Origin of the sequence: Halomonas sp. KG2 (assembly GCA_030440445.1) — a bacterium.
Taxonomy (GTDB): Bacteria; Pseudomonadota; Gammaproteobacteria; order Pseudomonadales; family Halomonadaceae; genus Vreelandella.
This window is the reverse complement of record CP098528.1, coordinates 2933848-2958913: the sequence shown is the minus strand read 5'-3', so window position 1 is coordinate 2958913 and position 25066 is coordinate 2933848. Positions and strand designations below refer to the sequence as shown.

At 53.4% G+C, this 25066-nt stretch carries 23 protein-coding genes; 20 read left to right on the top strand and 3 right to left on the bottom strand.

Going from position 1 to position 25066, the window contains the following annotated elements; translation table 11 throughout:
* The first annotated feature begins 265 nt into the window (after nt 1-265).
* The 8 genes from NDQ72_13775 to NDQ72_13740 all read left to right on the top strand — a co-directional run bounded on the left by NDQ72_13775 (nt 266) and on the right by NDQ72_13740 (nt 6324).
* Entirely contained in the window at nt 266-1132 is an 867-nt protein-coding gene (locus tag NDQ72_13775) for an MBL fold metallo-hydrolase (GenBank protein WKD27125.1), read from the top strand.
* Nucleotides 1133-1159: 27 nt separating this feature from the next.
* A complete protein-coding gene (locus tag NDQ72_13770) occupies nt 1160-1351 on the top strand; it encodes a DUF2892 domain-containing protein (GenBank protein WKD27124.1) in 192 nt (63 codons plus the stop codon).
* Between the two features lie 18 nt (nt 1352-1369).
* Complete coding sequence (locus tag NDQ72_13765; protein ID WKD27123.1) at nt 1370-1831, top strand: YeeE/YedE family protein; 462 nt, start codon at nt 1370-1372, stop codon at nt 1829-1831.
* Between the two features lie 10 nt (nt 1832-1841).
* Entirely contained in the window at nt 1842-2264 is a 423-nt protein-coding gene (locus NDQ72_13760; GenBank protein WKD27122.1) for a YeeE/YedE family protein, read from the top strand.
* A gap of 181 nt (nt 2265-2445) precedes the next feature.
* On the top strand, nt 2446-3147 hold the full coding sequence (locus NDQ72_13755) for a response regulator transcription factor (GenBank protein WKD27121.1): 702 nt from the start codon (nt 2446-2448) through the stop codon (nt 3145-3147).
* Nucleotides 3144-4490: an ATP-binding protein gene (locus tag NDQ72_13750; protein ID WKD27120.1), complete on the top strand. Its 1347-nt coding sequence runs from the start codon at nt 3144-3146 to the stop codon at nt 4488-4490. The genes NDQ72_13755 and NDQ72_13750 overlap by 4 nt, the downstream gene beginning before the upstream one ends.
* An 86-nt stretch (nt 4491-4576) precedes the next feature.
* Nucleotides 4577-5272: a cytochrome c4 gene (locus NDQ72_13745; GenBank protein WKD27119.1), complete on the top strand. Its 696-nt coding sequence runs from the start codon at nt 4577-4579 to the stop codon at nt 5270-5272.
* Nucleotides 5269-6324 (top strand): c-type cytochrome, encoded by a 1056-nt coding sequence (locus NDQ72_13740; GenBank protein WKD27118.1) that lies wholly within the window; start codon nt 5269-5271, stop codon nt 6322-6324. Before NDQ72_13745 ends, NDQ72_13740 begins: the two co-directional genes overlap by 4 nt.
* A 140-nt stretch (nt 6325-6464) precedes the next feature.
* On the opposite strand, the gene dsbG is transcribed toward NDQ72_13740, so the two are convergent.
* Nucleotides 6465-7193: a thiol:disulfide interchange protein DsbG gene (dsbG, locus tag NDQ72_13735; protein WKD30405.1), complete on the bottom strand. Its 729-nt coding sequence runs from the start codon at nt 7191-7193 to the stop codon at nt 6465-6467.
* Between the two features lie 185 nt (nt 7194-7378).
* Nucleotides 7379-9148, bottom strand: a complete 1770-nt coding sequence (locus tag NDQ72_13730) for a sugar phosphorylase (protein ID WKD27117.1) — start codon at nt 9146-9148, stop codon at nt 7379-7381.
* 238 nt (nt 9149-9386) lie between these two features.
* On the opposite strand from NDQ72_13730, the gene nrdR reads away from it, so the two are divergent.
* The 12 genes from nrdR (at nt 9387) to NDQ72_13670 (ending at nt 24278) form a co-directional block, all read left to right on the top strand.
* Nucleotides 9387-9890, top strand: a complete 504-nt coding sequence (nrdR, locus tag NDQ72_13725) for a transcriptional regulator NrdR (protein WKD27116.1) — start codon at nt 9387-9389, stop codon at nt 9888-9890.
* Nucleotides 9890-11056 (top strand): bifunctional diaminohydroxyphosphoribosylaminopyrimidine deaminase/5-amino-6-(5-phosphoribosylamino)uracil reductase RibD, encoded by a 1167-nt coding sequence (gene ribD / locus NDQ72_13720; GenBank protein WKD27115.1) that lies wholly within the window; start codon nt 9890-9892, stop codon nt 11054-11056. Before nrdR ends, ribD begins: the two co-directional genes overlap by 1 nt.
* A 72-nt stretch (nt 11057-11128) precedes the next feature.
* On the top strand, nt 11129-12295 hold the full coding sequence (ribBA, locus tag NDQ72_13715) for a bifunctional 3,4-dihydroxy-2-butanone-4-phosphate synthase/GTP cyclohydrolase II (GenBank protein ID WKD27114.1): 1167 nt from the start codon (nt 11129-11131) through the stop codon (nt 12293-12295).
* Nucleotides 12296-12299: 4 nt separating this feature from the next.
* Nucleotides 12300-12788, top strand: a complete 489-nt coding sequence (ribE, locus tag NDQ72_13710; protein ID WKD27113.1) for a 6,7-dimethyl-8-ribityllumazine synthase — start codon at nt 12300-12302, stop codon at nt 12786-12788.
* Nucleotides 12785-13288 carry a transcription antitermination factor NusB gene (nusB, locus tag NDQ72_13705; protein ID WKD27112.1) on the top strand — a complete coding sequence of 168 codons (504 nt, stop codon included), beginning with the start codon at nt 12785-12787 and terminating at the stop codon, nt 13286-13288. Before ribE ends, nusB begins: the two co-directional genes overlap by 4 nt.
* Before the next feature lie 35 nt (nt 13289-13323).
* On the top strand, nt 13324-14301 hold the full coding sequence (gene thiL / locus NDQ72_13700; protein WKD27111.1) for a thiamine-phosphate kinase: 978 nt from the start codon (nt 13324-13326) through the stop codon (nt 14299-14301).
* Nucleotides 14298-14771: a phosphatidylglycerophosphatase A gene (locus NDQ72_13695; GenBank protein WKD27110.1), complete on the top strand. Its 474-nt coding sequence runs from the start codon at nt 14298-14300 to the stop codon at nt 14769-14771. Before thiL ends, NDQ72_13695 begins: the two co-directional genes overlap by 4 nt.
* Before the next feature lie 128 nt (nt 14772-14899).
* On the top strand, nt 14900-16153 hold the full coding sequence (locus NDQ72_13690; protein WKD27109.1) for a YdgA family protein: 1254 nt from the start codon (nt 14900-14902) through the stop codon (nt 16151-16153).
* Nucleotides 16154-16355: 202 nt separating this feature from the next.
* Nucleotides 16356-18815 carry an endopeptidase La gene (gene lon / locus NDQ72_13685; protein WKD27108.1) on the top strand — a complete coding sequence of 820 codons (2460 nt, stop codon included), beginning with the start codon at nt 16356-16358 and terminating at the stop codon, nt 18813-18815.
* A gap of 150 nt (nt 18816-18965) precedes the next feature.
* Nucleotides 18966-21131, top strand: a complete 2166-nt coding sequence (locus tag NDQ72_13680) for a methyl-accepting chemotaxis protein (protein WKD27107.1) — start codon at nt 18966-18968, stop codon at nt 21129-21131.
* 139 nt (nt 21132-21270) lie between these two features.
* Nucleotides 21271-23115: a dihydroxy-acid dehydratase gene (ilvD, locus tag NDQ72_13675; GenBank protein WKD30404.1), complete on the top strand. Its 1845-nt coding sequence runs from the start codon at nt 21271-21273 to the stop codon at nt 23113-23115.
* A 110-nt stretch (nt 23116-23225) separates the two neighbouring features.
* Nucleotides 23226-24278 (top strand): oxidoreductase, encoded by a 1053-nt coding sequence (locus NDQ72_13670; GenBank protein WKD27106.1) that lies wholly within the window; start codon nt 23226-23228, stop codon nt 24276-24278.
* 163 nt (nt 24279-24441) lie between these two features.
* Here NDQ72_13670 and nudE read toward each other — a convergent pair whose 3' ends face one another.
* Nucleotides 24442-25056: an ADP compounds hydrolase NudE gene (nudE, locus tag NDQ72_13665; GenBank protein WKD30403.1), complete on the bottom strand. Its 615-nt coding sequence runs from the start codon at nt 25054-25056 to the stop codon at nt 24442-24444.
* Nucleotides 25057-25066: the final 10 nt, after the last annotated feature.

Here is a 25066-nt window from a genome sequence, read left to right as displayed (position 1 = left end):
TAGTTGATCTTCTCAGGTCAAGAAGTAAATAAGGCTTTAAGTCGATAGAAGCTGATGAATTTCGCTTAACCGACCATATCATTCTCATCACAGCACCTCGTTGGCAGCGAGGTGCTTTTTTGTTTCGCGGCTATTGGCCGACGAGCAATATTGACCATGCTCAAGAAATCGTTTTAAATTCCAAATAAGTATAAACATATAACATTTTATGGTCTATGATGGTTGCATAGCAACATCATTACTTGCCATTAGCGGGAGGCACAGAATGCAACACCCGATTGTTACTCACTTCTTTGATGAGCCCACCAATACCTTTAGTTATGTGGTGCAGGACCCAGAGAGTAATGCCTGCGCTATTCTAGATTCGGTACTCGATTTCGATTATGCCGCGGGGCATACAGATGTACGTTCTGCGGATGAAATTATTGAATTTATTCGCGATAACCGCCTTGAAGTGACCTGGATTTTAGAAACCCATGTGCATGCTGATCACCTCTCTGCGGCACCCTATTTGCACCAAACGTTAGGTGGAAAAACCGGGATTGGCGCACACATTGTCGACGTACAGGAAATTTTTGGTAAAGCATTCAATGCAGGCACTGAGTTTGCTCGGGACGGCAGCCAATTTGATGCCCTGTTTAACGAAGGCGATACGTTCACCATCGGCAGTCTTCAAGCGCGCGTGCTTCATACGCCAGGCCATACGCCTGCCTGCCTTACTTATGTAATAGGCGACGCGGCCTTCGTTGGCGACACACTGTTTATGCCAGATTACGGCACCGCACGCTGTGACTTCCCCGGTGGCGATGCACGTACGCTGTACCGCTCTATCCAAAAGGTGTTGGCACTGCCGACGCAAACGCGGCTGTTTTTGTGTCATGACTATAAAGCGCCAGGCCGAGACGTTTATCAGCACGAAACCAGTGTGGCAGAGCAGCGTGACGCGAACGTCCATGTACATGAAGGCATTACAGAAGATGAGTTCGTGAAAATGCGCACGGAGCGTGATGCCACGCTAGGCATGCCTAAGCTCATCATTCCTTCCGTACAGGTCAACATGCGCGCGGGGGAAATGCCGCCTGCCGACGACAATGGCGTTGTCTATCTGAAAGTCCCTATCAACCGCTTTTAACCGATATTGATTATTGAGGAGCAGAAAATGAAAGCAAACGTCGGCGGTATCGACAAAGTGGCACGAATCGTTGTTGGTCTTATTCTGATCATACTGGCGCTTACCGGCACCATCGGCGCATGGGGATGGATTGGCGTCGTACCACTCGCCACAGGGCTGTTTAATTTTTGCCCATTGTATCCTCTGCTGGGCATCTCAACCTGTAAAAACAAGCATTAACACAGCAAGGAGACACCTGTGGACTGGATGGCAAGCCTGCAAGGGCTCGTTGGTGGTGTATTGATAGGCTTATCCGCTGTGTGGTTGATGGGAGCCTTGGGACGCATCGCCGGTATTAGCGGCATTATTGGAAACTTAATAACCCAGCGACCTAAAGGCGACAGCGCTTGGCGCTTAGCCTTTCTGGTTGGGCTGGTGAGTGGCCCGTTATTGGTCATGGCAATGGGAGGCGGGCTGGGCAACGTTGCCGATGCTCCCGGTGCGGTGATCGGTGCGCCAGCTGGCGGCGTGCCGCTGATGTTGATAGCCGGTCTGTTAGTTGGGTTAGGCACAGGGCTTGGCAGCGGCTGTACCAGCGGCCATGGCGTTTGCGGCTTGGCACGCTTATCCCCCCGCTCTATGGCCGCCACTGGGGTGTTTCTACTCACAGCGATCGCCACGGTCTATGTGATGCGTCATATGATTGGAGGTGGTGTATGAGGCGCGTGATATGAATAGTGCAACAGTAAAAACCGCTGCTGGCTATATCGCGGGTTTACTATTCGGGCTTGGGCTAGCTATCTCGGGTATGACGGATCCTGCCCGTGTACTTGGCTTTCTCGATGTGGCTGGCGCTTGGGATCCAACGCTGATGTTTGTGTTGGGCAGTGCAGTAGGCACAACGTTTGTGGGCTACCGATTGGCATTTGCCCGTGGCGAGCCGCTGTTTAGCGCTAATTTTCAGCTTCCAGCTAAGCAAGCGTTAGACGGCAAGCTGCTGGGTGGTGCCGCGCTATTTGGCATTGGGTGGGGTCTTTCTGGCTACTGTCCTGGCCCTGCCATCGCCTCCATCGGTGGGATCTCATTGCCGTTATTGGCGCTGTTGGCCGCGATGGTGGCAGGCTGGTTTATCGCAAAACGTATTAGCCAGTAGCGTTAATGTATAAACCACTGCGATCGCCCTTGTCTCTTTAGGCAAGGGCGTTTTTGTAGCAGGTTTTTGTGAATGAGCTTTGGTAAATGAGTTTTTGTAATCAGTTTATGGCACAGCTCGCTAGCTTAATGCTGGGTTAACGTGCATTTGCCATGCTAGTAGTAATAAAAGGAAAACCGCCATGCACGTCTTGCTCATTGAAGATGATCCACTTGTTGCATCAGGAATACGCTCCGGCTTAATGATGTACGACTTTGTCGTCGATCATGTGTCTACGATTCAAGCCGCGGGACAAATCATGCAGTCAGTGGTGAGCGATGTTGTGATACTTGATCGTGGTCTTCCCGATGGCGACGGCTTGCAACTGCTGCAATCGTGGCGCGACCAAGGCAACGCTACCCCGGTGTTAATGCTAACGGCGCGGGATGCGGTAAGAGACCGTGTTGACGGCCTGCAGTGCGGAGCCGACGACTATCTGGTGAAACCCTTTGACCTTGATGAGTTAGTGGCCCGTCTTCATGCACTGCTGCGGCGAGTGTCAGGCCGTAGCCAGGGTATGACGATACATGGGGTGCTAACGCTGGATCCCCATGCGCGTGAAGTGAGAGTCTCCGGTCAGTTGGTAACGCTATCGCGCCGAGAACTGGTGCTTTTAGAGGCCTTTCTGCATTCGCCGCGTAGTGTCCTTTCTGCCGACCAGTTAAAAGATAGCCTCTATGGTTTGAGTGATGATGTAGAGAGCAATGCACTGAATGTGCATATCCACCACCTACGTCGAAAATTAGGCAGTGGCATCATTGAGACAGTTCGTGGGTTGGGCTATCGATTAGGCAAGCCTGAGGCTGTCCACATTCCAGGCACGCCTCATAAGGGGCAGCAATGAGTTTACGAGCCCGCCTATTGCTCACTCTGGGGGTGACGTTGGCATTGCTGTGGGGTGTTGCTGCGGCTTGGTTACTCAATGATTTAGAAAAAAAATTCGTAGAAACGCTAGATCAGCGCCTTGCTCAGTCGGCACGCATGGTCGCTGGGCTCGTGCTTCAGCTGCCTGAAGATGTCTGGGAGCAGAGCCAGTCTCGCGCTTTATCTATCCCGCCCATCGAGGGGTTGGCCTGTCAGGTGCACTCCCCGCGTGGCGATATCATTGCCCGCACTCATGCCAACATGGACACCATACTGGCACCGGGTGAGCGTGGTCATGCTTACCGGCAGGAAGGCGATACTACCTGGCGTGTCTTTACCTATGAGCGTGGCAATCTGGTCATTACTACCGCCGACCGGATGGATGAGCGGGACATATTGCTTAGCGATGTGTTTCGCGTCGCTGTCGTGCCATTTGTGGTGGCATTAACGGGGAGCTTAATTGCGCTCTGGGTGGTTGTGTGGCGTGGTTTGGCGCCGCTAACAAGGCTGCGCGCGTCGCTTGCCAGCCGTCATCCGGAAGCATTGGCACCTGTGTCTACCTATGGTGTGCCGAAAGAGATTAAACCGTTGATTGAGACGCTCAATGGGTTACTCGTAAGAATTCAACAAACCATTGTCCGTGAGCAGCGTTTTACCAACGATGCCGCTCATGAGTTACGCACTCCCTTAACCGCGATTAAAACCCATCTTCAAGTAGCGCAGCGAGCCGACGGCGAAACGGCGAAAGAAGCGCTCAGATACGCAGAGGCAGGGGTGGTGCGTTTGGCGCATACGCTAGACCAGTTACTGACGTTAGCAAGAGTTGAAGGGCGCATGCGCTTTGATGATGGCGAGCCAAGCCAGGTAGGTGAGATTGTTGACGTTGCGATCGCCGACTGCATGGCAACCGCAGGGCAGTGCCAGATTACCTCCCAATTACCCCAAGTGTGCGTTGCCATGCCCAGAGAGCTGGCAATAACCGCACTACGTAATTTGCTGGATAACGCACTGCACCATGGGGCAAGTGAGCTGCCTGTAGCGTTAGACGTGCAGTATGCCGCTGATCAGCGTCACGTAACGTTCACGGTGCATGACCAGGGTGGGGGCGTCGATGACGCGACACTAAAACAGTTAACTCAGCGCTTCTGGCGCGTGAGCAAGCAGCAAGGTAGTGGTTTGGGCTTAGCGATTGTGGCGGCAATTGTTGAGCGTTTTGGGGGCTGGGTAAGTTTTGAAAATGTCCAGACCGGCGGGTTTAGCGCCCACTTAACCATTCCTACGGCAGGGGATGAGCAACGAGAAGGGTCTGAGGCTATTCGATAGCGCTCGCTGCGTCATCTCAGTCAATGGGCAATGGCTAGTCAATAACGGGCAGGTAAGTAAATAACGAACAGCAGTCAGGGGGATATATGAATAAAAAACAGTGGGGCAAGTTTAGCTTGTTGATGGGAGCCAGTCTTATAGGGGCCAGCACTCTCGCAGGTACGGCCTTTGCCGAACCAGGCGATGCCGAGCGTGGCCAGGCCGCCGCGGCAACCTGTACGGCGTGTCATCAAGCTAACGGTAGCGGGATGAATATACCGGGAGGCGAATCGTGGCCGCGTTTGGCTGGGCTGAATGCCGATTATATCGTTAAGCAGCTACATGATTTTAAAGAGGGACGTCGCCAAAACGCCACCATGATGCCCTTTGCTAATATGCTTAATGACCAGCAAATAGTGGACGTTGCCGCCTATTATAGCGAAATGCCGATCACCCCTGGCCAAGGGGGCGATGATGTAGAAAAGGCGCTATTAGCCCGTGGCGAGCAGTTGGCTGAGCGCGGAGATTGGGATGCCTACATTGTGTCATGCAAGAGCTGTCATGGCCCGGGCGGCACTGGCGTTGGGGAGACGTTCCCTGGTATTGCAAGCCAGCACGCAGGTTACATAAGCAACCAGCTGCATGCCTGGCAAAATGATCAGCGCCATAATGATCCCCAAAATTTGATGGGAGCCATTGCCAAGCGTATGAGCGATGAGGATATCCAAGCGGTGTCAGCGTGGTATGCCAAGCAGGACGATAGCGCCCAAGTCGGCAGTGAAGAAGAGGAGGTAGCGCAATGATTATGCATAAAAAACGTCTCGTGCTGGCGCTAACAGGCTGTTCATTGGCTACCGGGCTAGCCGTCAGTGCTTTCGCTGACAATGCTGCCGACCCATCGAACGAAGCGCCCTATCAGCAGTTAGTAGAACTTGGCTTTCCTGCACCGCAAGAGGGCGAACTCGTTCATGTTCCACCGACCATGGCAGACCTGGAAGACGCCGATATCCATCCAGAGCTAAAAAAGGTCATTCGGTATGGCTATGACCTATTTACCAACACGCAGCAGCTACGCGGTGAAAACGTTTTCAATGACATGAACTGCTCAAGCTGCCACTTAGGCGAAGGGCGTCAGCCGTTTAGTGCACCGGTCTGGGCAGCGGCGGTCACGCTTCCTGACTTCAGGGGTAAAAATCAGCACGTTAACAATCTTGAAGAGCGCATTGCTGGCTGCTTTGCTTACTCGATGAATGGAACGCCGCCTGCCTATGGCAGTGATGAGATGCTCGCACTCAGCGCTTACCATCAATGGCTGGCTACCGGTGCGCCAATGTACCCCAGTCAGCCTATTTATGGCCGTGGTTTTCCTGCGCCAGACGAGCCAGATGAATCCCCCGATTACGCCCGTGGTGAAGCGGCTTATCAAGAAAATTGCGCCATTTGTCATCAAGACAACGGCGCTGGACACTATGAGAACGGCGAGTATGTGTTCCCCGCCCCCTGGGGGGATGGCTCTAATAACTGGGGCGCAGGCATTGTCAGAGTCGATACCGCCGCAGGATTTATTTACAACAATATGCCGCTAGGACAGCCGCGCTCGTTAAGTGACCAGGATGCCTGGGACATTGCCTATTACATGAGTAGCCAAGAGCGACCGCAAGACCCCCGTTACACGGGTGACGTTGCTGAGACACTAGAGCGCTTTGGCCCTACTTTCCATAAACGTTCGCTTTATGGACAGGTCCGTGAGCATGACGGCCATGTGCTTGGCGACCATGCGAACTTTGGCGAAAAAGGCGATATCGAACCATGGAACGTCGGCATGCCTCGTTTTGAAAATCTGACAGACGAGTAACTAGCTAAGGAGCAGCGATACAAGCATCGCAACCAACGTATCCGGAAAAAATAGTAGCCCGTGGTGGTATAACCCCACGGGCTACTGATTGGTTTGAGGATGCTGGATGGGCGCTTTAAAACTTGCTTATATTGTCTGCTTTAAGGCGCTTCACCGCCCATCATTTCAATTAAACGCTCCTCGCTCGGTAAGCCTTGAATCCTGTCGATACGTAAATTGCCACTGTCTGTCTCGCGCTGGAAGGCGCTGGTGGGCGTAGCGTACAGGCCTAGCTCCTCAAAAAGCTGATTGTTGGCATATACCTGTTCTTCAATATCTCGAGGCTGGGCGCTTGCTGAAAGCGAATCGCCGTTGCTGTGGTCATGTAGCGCGGCAGCAGGATCGTCTGCTCCCAGCAGGGTGGCCGCCAGGGCGGGACTGTTCGGTGCCAAGATGCCCACCATAATATGGCGCAGCTGTACCTCTCCAGCCTCTACCCAAGGGCGACTTTGTTGCCACAGTTGGCGACAGTAGGGGCAGTTAGCATCGGTAAAGGTATAGATAACCCGCGGCGCGTTTTCATCGCCATCTTGAATCCAGTGGCTCTCTTCCAGTAACGCCCAGGTTTGCGCTTCAAGCGGAACCCGAACATGCTCCTCTATCTGTGCTTCGGTGAGGTCGTTGCCTTGATCATCCATTAGCGTGCCGATAATGGCATGTTCGCCATCAGGAGTTAAATAAATCGCTAACTCTTGGCCCTGCGCGCTAGCACCGTAACCACGCATTCCCCCTGGCGCCTCAAACTGACCGTGAATCGTTAGCCCCTGGTTGGCTAGCGCTTGAACCGGTGCAGGCAGTTCTTCGGCATAACTCAACGACACGCTACTCATCGCTACAGTAAGCGCTAAGGTGCGCAATCCCGGCAAAAAAATGTGAGGCATAACACGTCCTTATACATGCGAAAAGTCGGCATCAACGCTATCGCCATTGATGATGATCGCGACAGTATCTCAGTCATCGATTATTTGGCGATTATATTGCCTAATTACTGAGACATTATGCCGCAATGCACCTTTCATGTGTCTGCCACCATCCATCTTATTGCATAGGGAGGAAGCGCGGTTTCCTCCTGGGCGTTTTGCAGATCTAAAGCACGCCAAGCATGTTGGCTAAGTGCCTGCTCAAGTGCTTCTCCTACATTATCTAATGGCAGTAGCGTATCGGTGACATTAAACAGGGCAAGCAGGCGGCGGCCGTCGCTTAGCGGGCCTCGCTCAATGGCTAACACGTCAGGCGGCGTGGTCAGTACGCGTTGTGTGGCGTTGGGGTGGAAGCAGGGCTCTGTGCGCCGAAGTTCCAGCAAGCGGCTAAGCGCATGAAACACATCGTGAGTCGGCGTTGAGGGGCTTTCGAGTAACAGTGCTAGCTCATCACGCTGCCAGCGGCGTCGATTAATTGAGCGCAATCGGCCGCTGCGCTCCACTCCTTCGACATCGTTAAGCGTGCCGGTCAATGTATGAATATAGAGGGCGGGAATGCCCTGGAGCGTCAGCATAATAGCTTGGCTGCACAGGAAGCGGGCAATTTGCCAGGGGTCTGGTCCTCTGCGCGTGCCGCGCATGGCCTCAAACCAAGTAATATTGATTTCGTAGGGCGAGTCACTGCCATCGGGATTGCTGCGCATGCTGACAAAGCCACCAAAGCGATGCATCAGTTCTAGCAGTGCATCTCGCTCATGATCGGGTAGCACCCCTTCTAAAGGGCGCACGCCAATACCATCATGGCTCGCGGTGAAGTTTAAATAGGTGCAGTGTCTGGGCAATATCGGCAGGCTGGAAAGCCATGTTTGAAGGGTAGTGGCTTCACCGCGGGTGAGCGTGTGCAATAACAAAGGGGGCAGGGCGAATTGATAGACCATGTGAGCTTCGTCTGGTGCCCCGTTGGCTAACCGCTCTAGGCCAAAGTAACTGATGTTTTCTGCGTGAGGGACATTGGTCTCGGTAATTATCAGCGTGCCCGGCGCTATTTCATCCACAATGGTGCGCAGTAAACGGACCATTGTATGGGTTTCGGGAAGGTGGATGCATGGCGTTCCCAGACGCTTCCATAAAAATGCCACTGCATCCAGGCGAATGATACGCACGCCCTGTTGGAGGTAAAACAGCAGGATGCCAACAAACTCGAGCAATACGTCAGGATTTTCAAAGTTTAAATCGATCTGATCTTCTGAGAAGGTTGCCCATACATGGCGCGTGCCCCGGCGCGTGGAAATGGGCACTAGCAATGGGCTGCTACGTGGTCGAACCACGTCAGAAACATCGGTTTCTGGGTCTATTTCTATAAAGTAATCACGACCTGGCAAACTTCCGGTTAAATAATCCACAAACCACAGGGATTCGCGAGACACGTGGTTTAGCACTAAATCGCCCATCACGTCATAGTGGCTTGCTAGCTCACGGATGTGCTGCCAATCGCCTAGCTCTGGATTAACCTCGCGGTAATGAATGACTGAAAAGCCATCATCGCTACTCCAGGGAAAAAAAGGCAGCACATGCACGCCGCTAATACGCTCCCCCAAATAACGCTGAAGGAACTCGTTAAGCACGGCAAGAGGCGGTGTTTCCTCTGCCACAATGGAATCACCGTAGCTAATGACCCATTGATCTTTTTCGCTCCATGTTGGTGCATTATCGCCTTCAGCCGCGGTATTTTCTGTTATGGCTGGCGCCTGTGATGTCCTGCGAAAGTGTTCAATGTGTTGTCCAAGACGGCGTTGTACCTCGCTGGCGCGGGGGCCGTAGAGGTGCGCAAGGAAATGGTGGACTGTCTGCTCAAATGGGGTCATAGGGGTGTCCTCTTAAACAACCTACGACAAACGCTGCAGCTTGTGTGCCAAATCGTTACAATGCTAGGTTAACGCCGCGTTTAAAGAAGCGACTATTTTTGCTTGCAAGCGCCCTTAAACTGCATGTCGTTGTAGCGCGTGGCTACTCCGCTGCTAATAATAGTTTGCAATACTGCTTATATGTGCCGTTATCCGCACAAGCTGACACGCTGCACGTACTGACAACAGGTTGACTGCCATGCATTGCCCTTTTTGTGGTGCTAATGATACTCGAGTGACCGACTCGCGGCTGGTAGCCGACGGTGACCAGGTGCGCCGTCGTCGCCAATGCGCTAGCTGCCAAGAACGCTTCACCACGTATGAAACCGCAGAACTGATTATGCCGAGGGTCGTAAAATCCGACGGCTCACGCGAAACCTTTAACGAGAGCAAGCTGCGGGCAGGCATGTTGCGGGCGCTTGAGAAGCGTCCGGTAAGTGCTGAGGCAATAGAAGCCGCCGTTGAGCGTATTCGTCAATCGCTTCGTGCCCGTGGGGATCGCGAAGTTAATGCGCGGGATATCGGTGAAGCCGTCATGAAGGCATTAAGCAACCTGGATCAGGTGGCGTATATCCGCTTTGCATCGGTATATCGTAAGTTTCAGGATTTAGATGAATTTCGCGCTGAGATAGACCGTCTTTCTCAAGATCCTGGCGATCATCCGACATCAGCCCACAGCGGCCCACATCGCGGAGAGGCTTGATGAACGAGTTGACGGAGAGAGGCTTTACCAGCGCTGATCATCAATTTATGGCGCGTGCTCTGCAATTGGCGGCGAAAGGGTTGTATACAACAGACCCCAACCCCCGGGTAGGCTGTGTTATTGTCCGCTACGATCAACACACTGAAGGGCAGGTAGTTGGCGAGGGCTTTCACCTTCGTGCTGGCGAGCCTCATGCAGAAATTCACGCACTTAACACAGCTGGTGCTAAGGCAGAAGGCGCAACGGCTTATGTCACGTTAGAACCTTGTTCCCATACAGGGCGCACTGGCCCTTGTGCCGTTGCGTTAGCGAATGCCAACGTTGCCCGCGTGGTAGTCGCAATGGTTGACCCTAACCCTTGCGTTAGTGGACGCGGTATCAAGCGGCTTCGGGAATCAGGAATTCAGGTAGATGTTGGGCTGTTGGAACAGGATGCCCGTGCGTTAAATCCTGGCTTTATTTCCCGTATGCAGCACAAACGTCCCTTTGTACGTTTAAAAATGGCCATGAGCCTGGATGGCCGCACTGCCATGGGCTCTGGAGAGTCACAATGGATTACTGGCCCAGAAGCTCGTAGCCAAGTGCAGCGTCTGCGAGCGCGTTCAAGCGCTATTTTGAGCGGCGTTGAGTCCGTCATTATGGATGATTCACGGCTAACAGTGCGCGCAGACCAGCTGGGGCTCGATAACGCGGATACAATTAGTCAGCGGCAGCCACTACGCGTTATTTTGGATTCGCGTCTGCGGTTACCGTTAGCGGCAGCTTGTCTTCGTGAACCCGGCCGCACATTGATTATTACCACTGAACACCACAGTGAAGAAAAACGCCAAAAGCTGGAAGCTGCAGGCGCTGACATTAAGGTACTGCCCGCGGCTCAAGAAGGCCGAGTTGACCTAACAGATATGCTGAACTGGTTGGCTGAGCATGAGCTGGTAAATGAGCTGCTTGTTGAAACCGGCGCTACGCTGGCAGGTGCGCTGTTAGATGCAAATGCGGTGGATGAACTGCAGTTATTTGTTGCTCCCACGCTTTTGGGAGGCGAGGCTCGACCACTATTTGCGTTGCCCGGGATGACCCGCATGGCCGACCAAAAGCGCTTAACTATTAAAGAAATTCGAGCCGTTGGGAGTGACTGGCGCATCATCGCTAAACCGTGCACTGACTAGCGCGCCGGGCCAGAGCAAGGTACCCTGACGCGCGAAATCGCATGTGTTGCGACCACTTATTTTGGAGATTCCATGGCGCATTCCTCTTCAGAGGGTTTGTCCCCTATCGCTGAGCTGGTGGAAGATATCCGCCAGGGCAAAATGGTGATTCTCATGGATGATGAGGATCGCGAAAACGAAGGTGATATCATCATGGCGGCCGAAAAAGTTCAGGCCGAGCATATCAACTTCATGGCGCGTTATGCCTGTGGGCTTATTTGTATGCCCATGACTCGCGAGCGTTGCGAGCAGCTAAACCTACCGCTGATGGTGCGTGATAACGGCTCTGGGTTTGGCACTAAGTTTACGCTCTCCATTGAAGCGACCGAAGGTGTGACCACCGGCATCTCAGCAGCTGATCGTGCGCGTACTGTTCAAGCGGCAGTGGCGGCGAATGCCAAGCCGACAGATATCGTACAGCCAGGGCATATCTTTCCGCTGATGGCTGAACCTGGTGGTGTTCTACGTCGTGCTGGGCATACTGAAGCAGCCTGTGATTTAGCCTCTTTAGCAGGCTGCGACCCCAGCGGCGTCATCTGTGAAATCATGAATGATGATGGCAGTATGGCGCGTCGGCCTGAGCTTGAAGAGTTTGCTAAAAAGCACGGTATTAAAATTGGCACGATTGCCGATTTGATTCACTACCGTATCGTCAATGAACAAACGGTTGATGCGGTCGAAACGACCAATGTGATGACGGCCCATGGGGAGCTGGCGCTGCATGTGTTCCGGGACCGTATACAAGGTGCTCATCATTTGGCGTTAGTTAAGGGGCAACCAACGCCAGAGCAGGCGACAACGGTGCGTGTTCACTTAGCGGATACACTGCGTGATATCGTAGGGTTAATGAAAGATGAGCAGTGCCGTTGGGATGCCCATCGCGCGCTGGAAGAGATCGCTAATGCATCTGCGGGGGTCTTTGTGCTGATTGACGATGGTCGTCCTCACCAAGACTTGAAAGATCAACTCGATATTTTTCTGGATCGCGTGCGTCAACCGCGCACCAGCGATTCGGACGGTTCAGGTAACTACTTAACGATTGGTACTGGCTCGCAAATCCTACGCCATTTAGGGGTAGGCAAAATGCGGCTACTCAGCTCACCGTGGAAATTCTCGGCGCTCTCCGGTTTTGATCTCGAAGTTGTCGAGCGTCTAGGACCCAATGACACGGCGTATGAGCCAACTTCTCAGCAGGAATAAATTGATGCAATCCCTTTCGCAAGTTGAAGGCACTTTTGTGGATGTCGATGGCCGTTATGTCATCGTTGTAGGCCGTTTTAACCACCATGTGGTGGATAGCCTGGTGGAAGGCGCTATTGATAGCCTGACACGCCACGGCGTTGATGCGGACAATATTCACCTTGTCCACGTACCTGGTGCTTGGGAACTACCGCTGGCAGTAAAGCGTGTACTTAACGTCATGAAGCCCGACGCTGTTATCGCGCTGGGCGCTGTTATTCGTGGTGGCACGCCGCATTTTGAATATGTAGCTGGCGGCTGCAACACAGCCATCAACCACCTCCAGCTTGAGTTCGATACGCCGGTAGCAAACGGCGTGTTGACCGTTGAGTCTATCGAACAGGCGATTGAGCGGGCGGGCACCAAAGCGGGTAATAAAGGTACGGAAGCCGCAATGGCGGCGATGGAGATGGTCTCGTTACTGCGAGCATTGCCGCTAGGAGACAACCAATGAGCGAACGTCGTGAGCGTAAGCCCTCTGCCGCGCAGCTAGGGCGCCACGCCGCGCGTGAGTTAGCGGTTCAGGGGATTTACCAGTGGCAAATGACAGGGAAATCGATCACCACTATCGAAGCTGAGTTTCGTAGCCAGGTGGCAGATGATGACCTGGAAGATTACGAAAACTGGGTGAAGGTAATGGAAATCGCTGATAAGGCGCTTTTCCATGAACTGCTGCATAACACGGTCCGGTTCAAAGCGGAGTTAGATCGTGAAATTGCGCCGCTGCTCGACCGACGCCTCGAAGATCTTGATGCTGTTGAGCTAGCCATCCTGCGCTTGGGTGCCTACGAGCTTTCTCGGCGGATGGAAGTACCCTACCGAGTAGTGATTAACGAAGGCGTTGAGCTGGCCAAATCATTTGGTGCCACCGACGGCCATAAATACGTGAACGGCATTCTCGATAAGTTAGCAAATCGCTTACGAAGTGCTGAGGTCAGCGCTCGCCGTCTGTAAGGCGAGCCTCCTGATAATGCGTTTAAGGGGCCTTTGTGCTTGGCGAATTTGAACTGATTCAGCGCTACTTCATGTCGCCGCAGGAGGCGCACGCGACAGCTGGCATAGCGCTTGAAAATGGCGACGATGCAGCGCTTTTGGTGCCCCGAGCAGGTCAGCAGCTTGTGGTCAGCGTTGATACGTCGGTGAGTAACGTGCATTTTCCTCACGATGCCCCGGCGCACGCGGTAGGACATCGCGCGCTGGCGGTGGCGCTCAGCGACTTAGCAGCCATGGGCGCGATGTCTCGTTGGTGCCTGATGGCAATGACGCTGGATAAGAGCGTCTTTAATGACCGCGAAGCTGCTGAACACTGGTTAGCAGGATACGCTGAAGGGTTTCACGCGCTTTGTCAGCAGCACTCCACCGCGCTGGTTGGTGGTGATGTCACCTCTGGGGCACTGACCATTGGCGTTACGGTGATGGGCGAAGTGCCAGCCGGCCAAGCGTTAACTCGCTCAGGTGCGCAGGTCGGCGATGTTGTCGCCGTGACCGGTGCATTGGGTGGTGGTGCCGGTGGCCTAGCACTTTGGCGCCAGGGCGAACGTGAGCTATCGCACCCACTGCTGGCCCGTTATTTGTTGCCGCAACCTCGCTTAGCCGCGGGTGTGGCACTGCGCGGTATTGCAACGGCGGCACTGGACATCTCGGATGGCTTGCTGGCAGATTTGTCGCACTTGCGTAAGGCATCTGGCGTAGGCTGTGTGCTAGACGTCGACGCGCTACCGTTGGCCGCAGGATTGCAAGAAGCGTTAGGCCACGATGACGCAATTAAAGCCGCGCTATCGGGTGGTGACGACTATGAGCTGCTGGTGACACTCTCACCAACGAACCTCGCTATCGCCCAGCAGCGGCTCGCCAATCTTGGCCTCTCGCTAACGGTGATAGGCCACTGTACCGAAACCCTAGGCGTGACTGGCGTTGCCGCCAGTGACTACGAAGGATGGCAACATTTTAGCGGGGAAGCGCCATGAACCGAGCACCAGCGAGCGTATGGCGTCGGCCAACCCATTTTTTTGCCTTTGGCCTAGGCAGTGGTGCGGTGCCCTGGGCACCTGGCACCTTCGGTACGCTAGCAGCAATCCCTTTCTACTGGATGATGGCCGACCTCCCTTTGGCCTGGTATCTCAGCATTGTTTTTGTGGCGTTTGTGGTTGGGGTGTGGTTGTGTGACAAAACTTCCCATGACTTAGGCGTGCATGATCACTCCGGCATTGTTTGGGATGAGTTTGTTGGCTATTGGATAACCATGGCGGCAGTACCCTTTTCATGGGAGGCCGCTCTCTGGGGATTCATTGTTTTTCGCATTTTCGATGTCTTCAAACCATGGCCCATTCGGTGGGCAGACCGACGCGTTGCCGGTGGTTTTGGCATTATGATTGATGACGTCATGGCGGGCATCTACGCGTGGAGTACGATGCATTTATGGTTTTGGCTACACTAATAAACCTATCTGCACGAACCGGTTGGTGAGCCACCTATATAATAAATAGACTTAGCTAATTATTGAAAACTGATCACGCAACGTCGGTGGCGAATGGCTCCAATCGTGGGGGTGTTCAAGGAGATCGCATGCGCAAGGAACGACTGATCGTGCCTATTCTCGCGGCCTTGGTGGTGGCGTGGGTGGTGGCACAACTGCTATCAAGCATTTTGTTTGAACGCAGCCTTCGTCAAGCACTAGAAGATTTAGAAGCGCGAGGGGAGTGGCGCGTTAGTCGGACGGAGAGCCGCCAAGGGTGGTTGACGTCTCAGGGCAAACTGCTTTTATCGCCCTTATTAGGTCGGCCATGGCGGTTAGAGCTTACATATCGTGCTCGTCATGGTGCGTTAAGTACTGACGTTGAAGGAACGCTACTACCCCGTTTAGATAGCGTTTTACAAAAAGCCGTGGGTGAGGTCTCTGCCCCGTCTATACCGCGCTGGCAAGGGCGCTACCATACGCTAAGTGGCCACAGTGAACTGCGTTTAGCACTTGCTCCTTTTGTGATCCAGCAAAATGGCCGTGAGTTATCGGTTCGTGGTGCCCGTATGCGCTTAGAAGGCGTATTTGGTGATTGGCGGTTGCGTGCGCTGCTCGACCAGCTCACGCTAACAGATGGCCCTGCTCATTTGACGCTGGGACCTTCGTCTCTTGAAAGTCGTTATACCTACATTGACGATGCCTACCACTTTGCTCAGCGTGACCATCTGCATGTTGAGTCGTTATCGCTTCACTATCCTGCCTATGATATTCGTGTGTCGCCGCTTGATGTTCACAGCCACATGGTACTCGACGAACAAGAGCTTCGCTTGAATGGCGAACTGATCATTGGCGAGGTGAGCGTCCCAAGCGAAGCACCCGATACAGCTTTGTTAAGCGGTCGGATTGAGGCCGAGCTTTCACGCTTAAATGCGGATGCTGTTCGCGCAACAATCTTGCGTTTGCGGCAAGAAGCCTCATGGGGTGACGCTAGCCTGCCAATGGCAGAAGGACTGCTGGTGCGTTTAGCCCCTGATTTAAAAGGTGTGTTGAGTGACTCGCCCCGTTTAGACGTTACAACGATCGCGATTGAAAGTCCGCTGCTAGGTATCAATGTTAACGCAGATGGTGCGCTCTTTTTTGATGCGCGTGGGCTTGATGAACTCATGATGACGAGGCTAGATAAGCCAGAAGAGCGCGCTCGCTGGTTGGATCGTATTGATGGTGATTTTACTTGGTACGATGCGCCAACCGTGGCAGCCCTTTGGCTAGGCTTACCCCTGGGGACGCAAGAATTAGAGTTTGATGTTGTTCGTGGCGAATTGCGTGTTAATGGACGTCCGATGCCTCAGCTTTGGCCATAAGCGTTTTGAGCATCACTGTTTTGAGTACCACTGTTTTGAGCATCAATGCTTTCTACTAAACAGCGATGAGCTCTGAAGCTGTTACCACTCTTCGAATACACTGCTACAAATGGTGCCAAGGGTTGAAGTTCACCCCCTGTGCCCACATTCCTTAGACATTGCTAAGCGGATCAATCCGCTAGTCACTGTTATGGGAGGGCGCATGAGCGACCAGGATTACGACCGCGATCACGAACACCTCGATTGGCTGACGGACGATGAGTCCGACGCACCGCAAGACGATACCTCGAACAGTGAAGAGCACCGTTCAGACGGTGAGAAAGTTAATTCGTTAGTGCCTGCCAGCGATATGCTCCCAGAGCGTATCTATCTATTGCCGATTCATAATCGACCCTTCTTTCCCGCTCAGGTACAGCCGCTGGTCATCAACCGCGAGCGCTGGGAAGAAACCATGCGTCGGGTAGGCAATACGCCTCACCACACCATTGGTGTTGCCTTTGTTGGCGAGCAAGGTGTTGAGTCGTTGGATCACAACGGCTTTCCTGAGATTGGCACGGCGGTCAAAGTACATAAACTCCAGAGCGAAGATCAACAGATCCAGTTTATTGCTCAGGGGGTTAGGCGTTTTAAAATTCAGCGCTGGTTGTCTAAAGAGCCGCCTTATCTGGTGGAAGTAAGCTATCCCAAAGAACCAGTCGACGCTGAGAACGAAGAAACCCGCGCTTATGCGATGGCGATTATTAATGGCATCAAAGAGTTGCTGCCGATTAATCCGCTGTATGGTGAAGAGCTAAAACATTATCTCAATCGCTTTAGTCCTCATGAGCCCGGTCCGTTAACTGACTTTGCAGCTGCTATTACATCTGCCAAGGGCCCCGAACTGCAGGATGTACTCGCCACGCTGTCGGTGGCTGAGCGCATGCACAAAGTTCTCCCGCTGCTGCGTAAAGAAATCGATGTTGCTCAGTTGCAAAGCGAGATCAGTGAGCAGGTAAATGCCCAGATGCAGGAGCGGCAGCGAGAATTTTTCTTGCGTGAGCAGCTTAAAGTCATTCAGCGTGAACTGGGTATTTCCAAAGACGACCGTGAAAACGACGTCGATACGTTTAGGAACCGCCTAGAGTCGCTGGTGGTGCCAGAGCGCGTTCAAGCGCGTATTGATGATGAACTCAACAAGCTCAGCGTGTTAGAAACCGGCTCGCCAGAGTACGGCACTACTCGTAATTACCTTGATTGGCTCACCTCGTTGCCCTGGGGGGTAACCAGCCAGGACAAGCTTGACTTGGCCCATGCTAGGGAAGTCCTTAATCGCGATCACGACGGCTTACAAGACGTAAAAGAGCGGATTATTGAGTTTCTTGCCGAAGGTACCTTCAAGGGCGATGTTGGTGGCTCGATTGTGCTGCTGGTCGGCCCTCCTGGGGTCGGTAAAACCTCGATTGGACGCTCTATTGCTGAAGCGTTAGGCCGTGAGTTCTATCGTTTCTCTGTGGGCGGGATGCGTGATGAGGCTGAAATTAAAGGTCATCGTCGTACTTACGTGGGCGCAATGCCCGGCAAACTAGTACAGGCCTTTAAAGAAGTCGAAGTCGAGAACCCTGTGATTATGCTCGATGAGATTGATAAGCTGGGCCAATCATTCCAGGGCGATCCTGCATCAGCACTGCTTGAGGTGTTAGACCCTGAGCAAAACGTCGATTTCCTGGATCACTATCTCGATGTGCGCATGGATCTATCCAAAGTGCTGTTCTTGTGCACCGCGAATACGCTGGACTCAATTCCAGGTCCGTTGCTTGATCGTATGGAGCAGATTCGCCTTTCTGGTTATATCGCGGAAGAAAAGCTACAGATCGCTAAGCACCATCTATGGCCGAAGCTGTTGAAACGCGACAACCTGCCTAAGAAACGTATCAACTTAACGGATGCCGCGCTCAAGCAGGTTATTGACGGCTATGCCCGTGAGGCAGGCGTTCGCCAGCTTGAAAAACAGCTGCATCGTATTGTTCGCAAGGCAGCAGTGAAGCTGCTGGAAGAACAGGTGGAAACGGTAAAAATATCGGTTAAAAACCTGGAAGAGTTCCTAGGAGCACCGCTATTCCGTAAAGAGAAAGTGCTGAAAGGCGAAGGCGTTGTTACCGGGCTTGCCTGGACTTCTATGGGGGGCGCAACGCTGCCTATCGAGGCGGGCAAAGTTCATGCGCTGGATCGCGGCTTTAAACTCACCGGCAAGCTTGGCGATGTGATGAAGGAGTCCGCCAATATTGCTTACAGCTACACGCTGGGCCACTTGCAAGAGTATGGTGCCGATGCTGACTTCTTTGACTCGGCATTTGTGCATCTTCACGTGCCCGAAGGGGCGACACCCAAAGACGGCCCGTCGGCAGGGGTCACAATGACCACGGCGTTACTTTCGCTGGCCAAGCATCAGGCAATTAGCCGCCCCTTGGCAATGACTGGTGAATTGACCTTAACCGGGCAAGTCTTACCGGTGGGGGGAATCCGAGAGAAAATTATTGCCGCACGCCGCAGCGATATTTTTGAGGTGATACTGCCAGAAGCCAATAAGCGCGATTACGAAGAGCTTCCCGATTACTTGAAAGAGGGAATGACGGTGCATTTTGCAAACCGCTATCGTGATGTGGCCAATGTGGTCTTCACGTAGGCTCTTAAACCGGGTGTAAAACAATCGTTTAGTTAAGCCGCCGCACCAAAGAGTGCGGCGCTTTTGTAGGGTTATTCAGAGGTTAAATTCCCTGGCGGCAAGTGATAATAGAGGCAAATCAAAATTAAAAGTCCCCTAGGGAGCCTCTGTATGCGCAACAACCAACCCGTCACTCAGCGTGAGTACACGCTTGACGATGAGACTGTGCTGATTTCACGTTCCGATTTGAAGGGCAATGTGACCTACGCTAACGCCGCGTTTGTCGAGGTCAGCGGCTATACCCGCGATGAATTGATGGGAAGCCCTCATAACCTAATTCGCCACCCGGATATGCCGGAAGCAGCCTATGCAGATTTCTGGAAGACGATTCAGTCAGGTGCGAGCTGGCAAGGTACGGTCAAAAATCGTCGTAAAAACGGCGATCATTATTGGGTCACTGCTAGCGTGGCACCGCTCAGAGATGGCGACCGCATCGTAGGGTATACCTCGTTGCGGCGCAAAGCCCCAGCTCAAAGTATTGCGCTAGCAGAAATCGTCTATAAAGAAATACGCGAAAAAGGTAAATCTCGCCGCTACACGCTGGCGCAGGGGGCGCTAAAGCGCCGCGGTGTGGGAGGTTTTTTTGCTCGCTTTCAGTTTAATAGCCTGAAAGCTAAGTTAACGGGCATGGTAGTAGCATCCATTATTCTCATGGGATTGGCAGGCGGCCTAGGGATGTACGGCTTAATGGTTTCTGGTGAGCGTCTCGATACGTTAAATCGCTCAGGGCTAGAAGCCGTCGCCAATCTTCAGCGAATAGAGCGCCAAATCGGCCAAGTGGTGGCTCAGTTGGAACCTGCTGTTCGTAACCCTCGTCGGGTTGATGTTGATGCAGTTGCCGCGTCAGTTAGCGAATATTCTCAGTCAATACAAACGCTTTGGAACGAGTATCTTACGGACAGCAATGCCGGTGCTGAGCGTCTACAAGCTTTTAGTGCAGGATTAGCGACCTGGATCAGCAGTGTCGATACCACGGTGACGGCGGTCAGTAGCGCAAATGGCTTTGCCGCTTTTGAAGCCTTTAATGACGGCGTACAACCTACCACAGAGCAGCTAAGAGAGAGCAGTAGCCAGTTAGTTAGCGATGAGCGAGCAAATGCTGAAGCGCTGGTTGGCCAGGCACAGCAGGGACGCCAGCAAATGCTGATTGCTCAAATGGTGTTGATGGTCATTGGTTTGCTGTTGATGGTAGGTCTCAGTACCGTGATTTTAAGGTCCGTGTTGCGCAGCGTAGAAGGGGCGCGGCATATTACTTTTCAAATTGCAGCAGGTAATTTGGCTGCTCGCGAACGTCGTGAAACGAAAGACGAGCTGGGCGAGCTGCTCTATTCGTTGGATACCATGCGCTTTAGCTTGGCGAGTATTGTCGGCGACGTGGAACATCGAGTGTCTGTTGTCACGCCTGCTGTTCAGCAAATTGCCGCTGAAAATGAAGAGCTGGCTTCTCGCACCGAGCAGCAGGCGTCATCACTGCAGCAAACGGCCTCAAGCATGGAAGAAATGACGTCCACGGTGCAGCAAAATACTGAGAATGCCCGCCAAGCGACGGAGCTGGCGGTGCAGAATGCCTCAAGCACCCGCGATACCCGAGAGCAAATGCAGCAGTTGGTCGCAAGAATGCAGCGTATTGCCCAAAGTGCTGAAAAAATGGCGGAGATGATAGGCGTCATTGACGGAATCGCTTTCCAAACGAATATCCTGGCACTCAATGCATCGGTCGAAGCTGCACGTGCCGGGGAGCATGGCCGAGGCTTTGCGGTGGTGGCTAGTGAAGTGCGTAACTTGGCGAGCCGTAGTGCCGATGCGGCCCAAGAAATTCGCAAGATGATTGAAAGTACGACGCAAGAGGTCAGTGGCGGCCGTGGTGCGGTCGAGCAAGCTGAACGAGCCATCGATAATGTGATGCAGCAGGTCAGCCGTGTCAGTGAGCTGATGGAGTCGATTAGCACCGCCTCAAGCGAGCAAAGTAGCGGTATTGGCCAAATTAATTCCGCGATTGCTGAAATGGATAATGTGACTCAGCAAAACGCCACCAAAGTACAAACCATCGCGGTCTCGGCGGATAATTTAGCGCTAGAGACGTTTGAGCTAGCGAATGTAGTGGATGCCTTCCGTCTGGAAGGCGCCCAGGAAGAAAATATTCACTCTGCCCGGGAAAAGCTACAGCAGGTTAATCAAGCGCAGCGTAAAGCGTCACTGAAACTGCCTTCCGGGGGAGGTGCTGCGGCAAGAGAATTGGCTAGTCAAGAGTCCTCTGCACAGTGGGAGACGTTTTAACTGCGACAAATTGGGAAGGGAGGTTGCTCTCAGCATCTAGTCTCCACGGTGCGCTCATGCCACAATCTAAGGCCGCTGGATTCACTTGCCTGTCGCCAAGAATGCGGCAGGCCACGATAAAGATGTAGAAGAGGACACCATGCCCGAGTATCGCTCCCGTACGACCACCGCCGGCCGTAATATGGCCGGCGCCCGCGCCCTTTGGCGCGCCACCGGCATGAAAGACGACGATTTCCATAAGCCCATTATTGCGGTTGCGAACTCGTTTACCCAGTTTGTGCCGGGCCATGTTCACTTAAAAGACATGGGCCAATTGGTCGCACGTGAAATTGAGAAAGCCGGCGGTGTGGCTAAAGAGTTCAACACCATAGCGGTAGACGATGGCATCGCGATGGGGCACGACGGCATGCTCTATTCGCTGCCCAGCCGCGATATTATCGCTGATAGCGTTGAGTACATGTGTAATGCCCACTGCGCCGACGCGCTAGTGTGTATTTCCAACTGCGACAAAATTACCCCTGGGATGCTGATGGCTGCCATGCGCCTCAATATTCCGGTCATTTTTGTTTCGGGTGGGCCCATGGAGGCGGGCAAAACTAAGCTGCTAAATCACGGCCTAGATCTGGTCGACGCCATGGTTATGGCGGCTGACGATAGCGTTGATGATGAAACCCTGGCTGAAGTCGAACGCAGTGCTTGCCCCACCTGCGGCAGTTGCTCGGGTATGTTTACCGCTAACTCGATGAACTGCCTAATGGAAGCATTAGGCTTGGCGTTACCTGGTAACGGTACCGTGCTGGCGACCCACTCAGACCGTCGGCGCCTGTTTGAAACCGCTGGCCATCGCATTGTAGAGCTGGCCAAGCGCTACTATGAAGGCGAAGAAGCCCACCTGCTGCCCCGTGCGATTGGTAACAAAGCAGCGTTCAAAAATGCCATGACGTTAGATATCGCCATGGGCGGCTCTACGAATACGATTTTGCATTTGCTGGCGGCGGCCCAAGAAGCGGAAGTCGACTTCTCCATGGCGGATATTGATCGGCTTTCCCGTGAGGTACCGCAACTATGTAAAGTGGCACCCAATACCCAGAAATACCATATCGAAGACGTTCACCGTGCAGGTGGCATTATGGCTATTCTGGGCGAGTTGGATCGTGCGGGAGTGCTGGACACGTCAGTGCCAACTGTTTACGGCGATAGCCTAAAAGCGGCGCTGGAAGAGTGGGATATTATGCGCTCGCCAAACGCTGATGTGGTCGAGTTCTTTAAAGCAGGCCCTGGTGGTATTCCTACCCAAACCGCTTTCTCACAAAGCGCCCGCTGGCCAAGTCTAGATGGCGATCGTGCTACCGGTTGTATTCGCGACCTAGCGCATGCGTTCTCAACAGAAGGCGGTTTGGCTGTGCTTTACGGCAACATCGCCCTCGATGGTTGCGTGGTTAAAACGGCAGGCGTTGACGACTCAATTCTCGTGTTCGAAGGCAAAGCCCACGTCGTTGAATCCCAAGATCAAGCAGTGGCCAATGTATTGGACGGTAAGGTCAAAGAGGGCGATGTAGTGGTCATTCGCTACGAAGGCCCTAAAGGCGGTCCTGGCATGCAGGAAATGCTCTATCCGACCTCGTACTTAAAATCCAAAGGGCTGGGTAAGGCCTGTGCATTGTTGACGGATGGCCGCTTCTCTGGCGGGACTTCTGGGCTTTCCATTGGTCATGTTTCCCCCGAAGCGGCGGCAGGCGGCGCGATTGGTTTGGTTGAGCAGGGCGATACCATTCTGATTGATATTCCCAACCGTACGATTAACGTGCAACTACCTGATTCAGTATTAGTGAAGCGTCGCGAGGCGATGGAAGCTAAAGGCAAAGACGCCTGGAAGCCCGTCGAACAGCGCCCTCGTAAGGTAACGCCTGCACTGAAAGCCTACGCATTGCTGGCCACGTCAGCAGACAAAGGTGCGGTTCGCGACCTTTCCAAGCTCGACTAGGTGTAGGTACTATGTAAAACAGCCCGTGCAAAGCGGGCTGTTTTATGTGGGTTGCTTTATGTGAGCTGCTTTATGCCCAATGCAAACCGTCAAAACGACTAAGGAATGTAATGAAGGCGATTATCAACGTTGGCCTCGTTGGCTATGGATTTGCGAGTAAAACGTTTCATGCGCCACTCATTCAGGCAACGGAAGGCCTGGATTTAGTCGCAGTATCCTCCAGTGATGCCGCCAAAGTGCATGCTGACTTAGATGTTGAGGTTGAGCGCCAAGCACTGGCGTTATGTCAGCGCAGCGATATTGATCTCATTGTTATCCCGACACCTAATGACACGCATTTTCCGCTCGCCAAAGCAGCGTTGATGGCGGGTAAACACGTAGTCGTCGATAAGCCGTTTACCGTCACACTTTCAGAAGCCAAGCAGCTAAAAGCGCTGGCGATTGATAAAGAGCGCTTGGTGTCGGTATTTCATAACCGCCGTTGGGATAGTGACTTCCTTACCGTTAAAGCGCTGCTTGAAGCCGGCACGTTAGGCCGTGTCACCGGGTTTGAGTCGCGTTTTGATCGCTTTCGCCCTGAAGTTCGTGACCGCTGGCGCGAAAAAGTCACACCAGGTGGGGGTATTTGGTATGACCTAGGCCCTCACTTGCTTGACCAAGCCTGTGAGCTGTTTGGGATGCCCAATGCCATCATGCTGGATCTGGGTGTGCGCAGAGATGACGCCAAAGCCGATGATGACTTTTTAGCGCTGCTGGAGTACGACGGCTGTCGCGTTAGCCTCAGCGCTGGCACGCTGGTTGCCGAATCAACACCGCGCTTCCGCATTAATGGAACGAAAGGTAGCTACCTTAAATACGGCCTAGACCCTCAAGAGGATCGCTTAAAAGCGGGTGAGGTGCCTACGCCTGCCTGGGGAGCTGACTCCCCAGGCGCGCTGACCCTTCGCGAGGGCGACGGAGAAGAGGCACCGCTAGTGCGTCACGAGCATGCTACCCAAGCGGGTGACTACCTGGCTTATTATCAAGGCATGGCCGTCGCGATCCGTGATAAAACGCCACTGCCGGTTGATATTGAAGATGCGCTACGCAACATGACGCTCTTGGAAGCTGGCCTAGACAGCCACCGCCAACGCCGCTGGATACCGCTAAAACACCATTTGTAAGCAGTTGGGACGGCTGCCACTGGGCGTCGTTCCGCCACCTTCCGCGGGTGCCTCATTCGCTCGTTCCTCGCGAGATTCGTTACCACGCGCTACATAACTTATTGAGTCCTTAGGTTTTGTAGTGCGGTGTAAGCGTCAGCGCACCTGCAAAAGCAGCGCGGCTTTACAACAAATCCATTGCGCTATTACGTTTCTCTTCGCGTAGCTTATCTCTTGCGATATAGAGCGCGGCGATGGCGCGGGCTTCGTGGAAGTCGTCACGTAACAGCAGCGCCGGCAGTTCTTCAATGGCGTGAGTTTCGACAATCAACGGCTCTGGCTCGTCACCTGGCAGGCGCTTGGGATAAAGATCGGTGGCGATGAGTACCTGCATGCGGTGGCGCATGTAGTTAGGCGCAAGTGATAACTCCACCAGCGGCTCAATGCGGTGCGCGCCAAAGCCGCACTCTTCCATTAGCTCACGGTTAGCAGCAGTGACAATGTCTTCGCCGGGGTCAACTAGCCCCTTTGGCAGCGTCAGCACATAATCTTCAAAGCCAGCCGCATATTCACGAATAAGCAGTACGTGCTCCGGATCGGGCATGGCAATAATCATTACCGCGCCTCGGTCTGCGCCGGTTAAACGTTCAAACTGGCGCTCTTCACCATTAGAAAAGCGCAAATCAAGCGACTCAATCTGGAATAAACGGCTTTTGGCGACGTTGGTTCGCGCCAAGATTTGCGGCTTTTTCAGGTAGTCATGTGGGGTATTGCCTGTTGAAGCGTCGTGGACTGACATCATGCCTCCG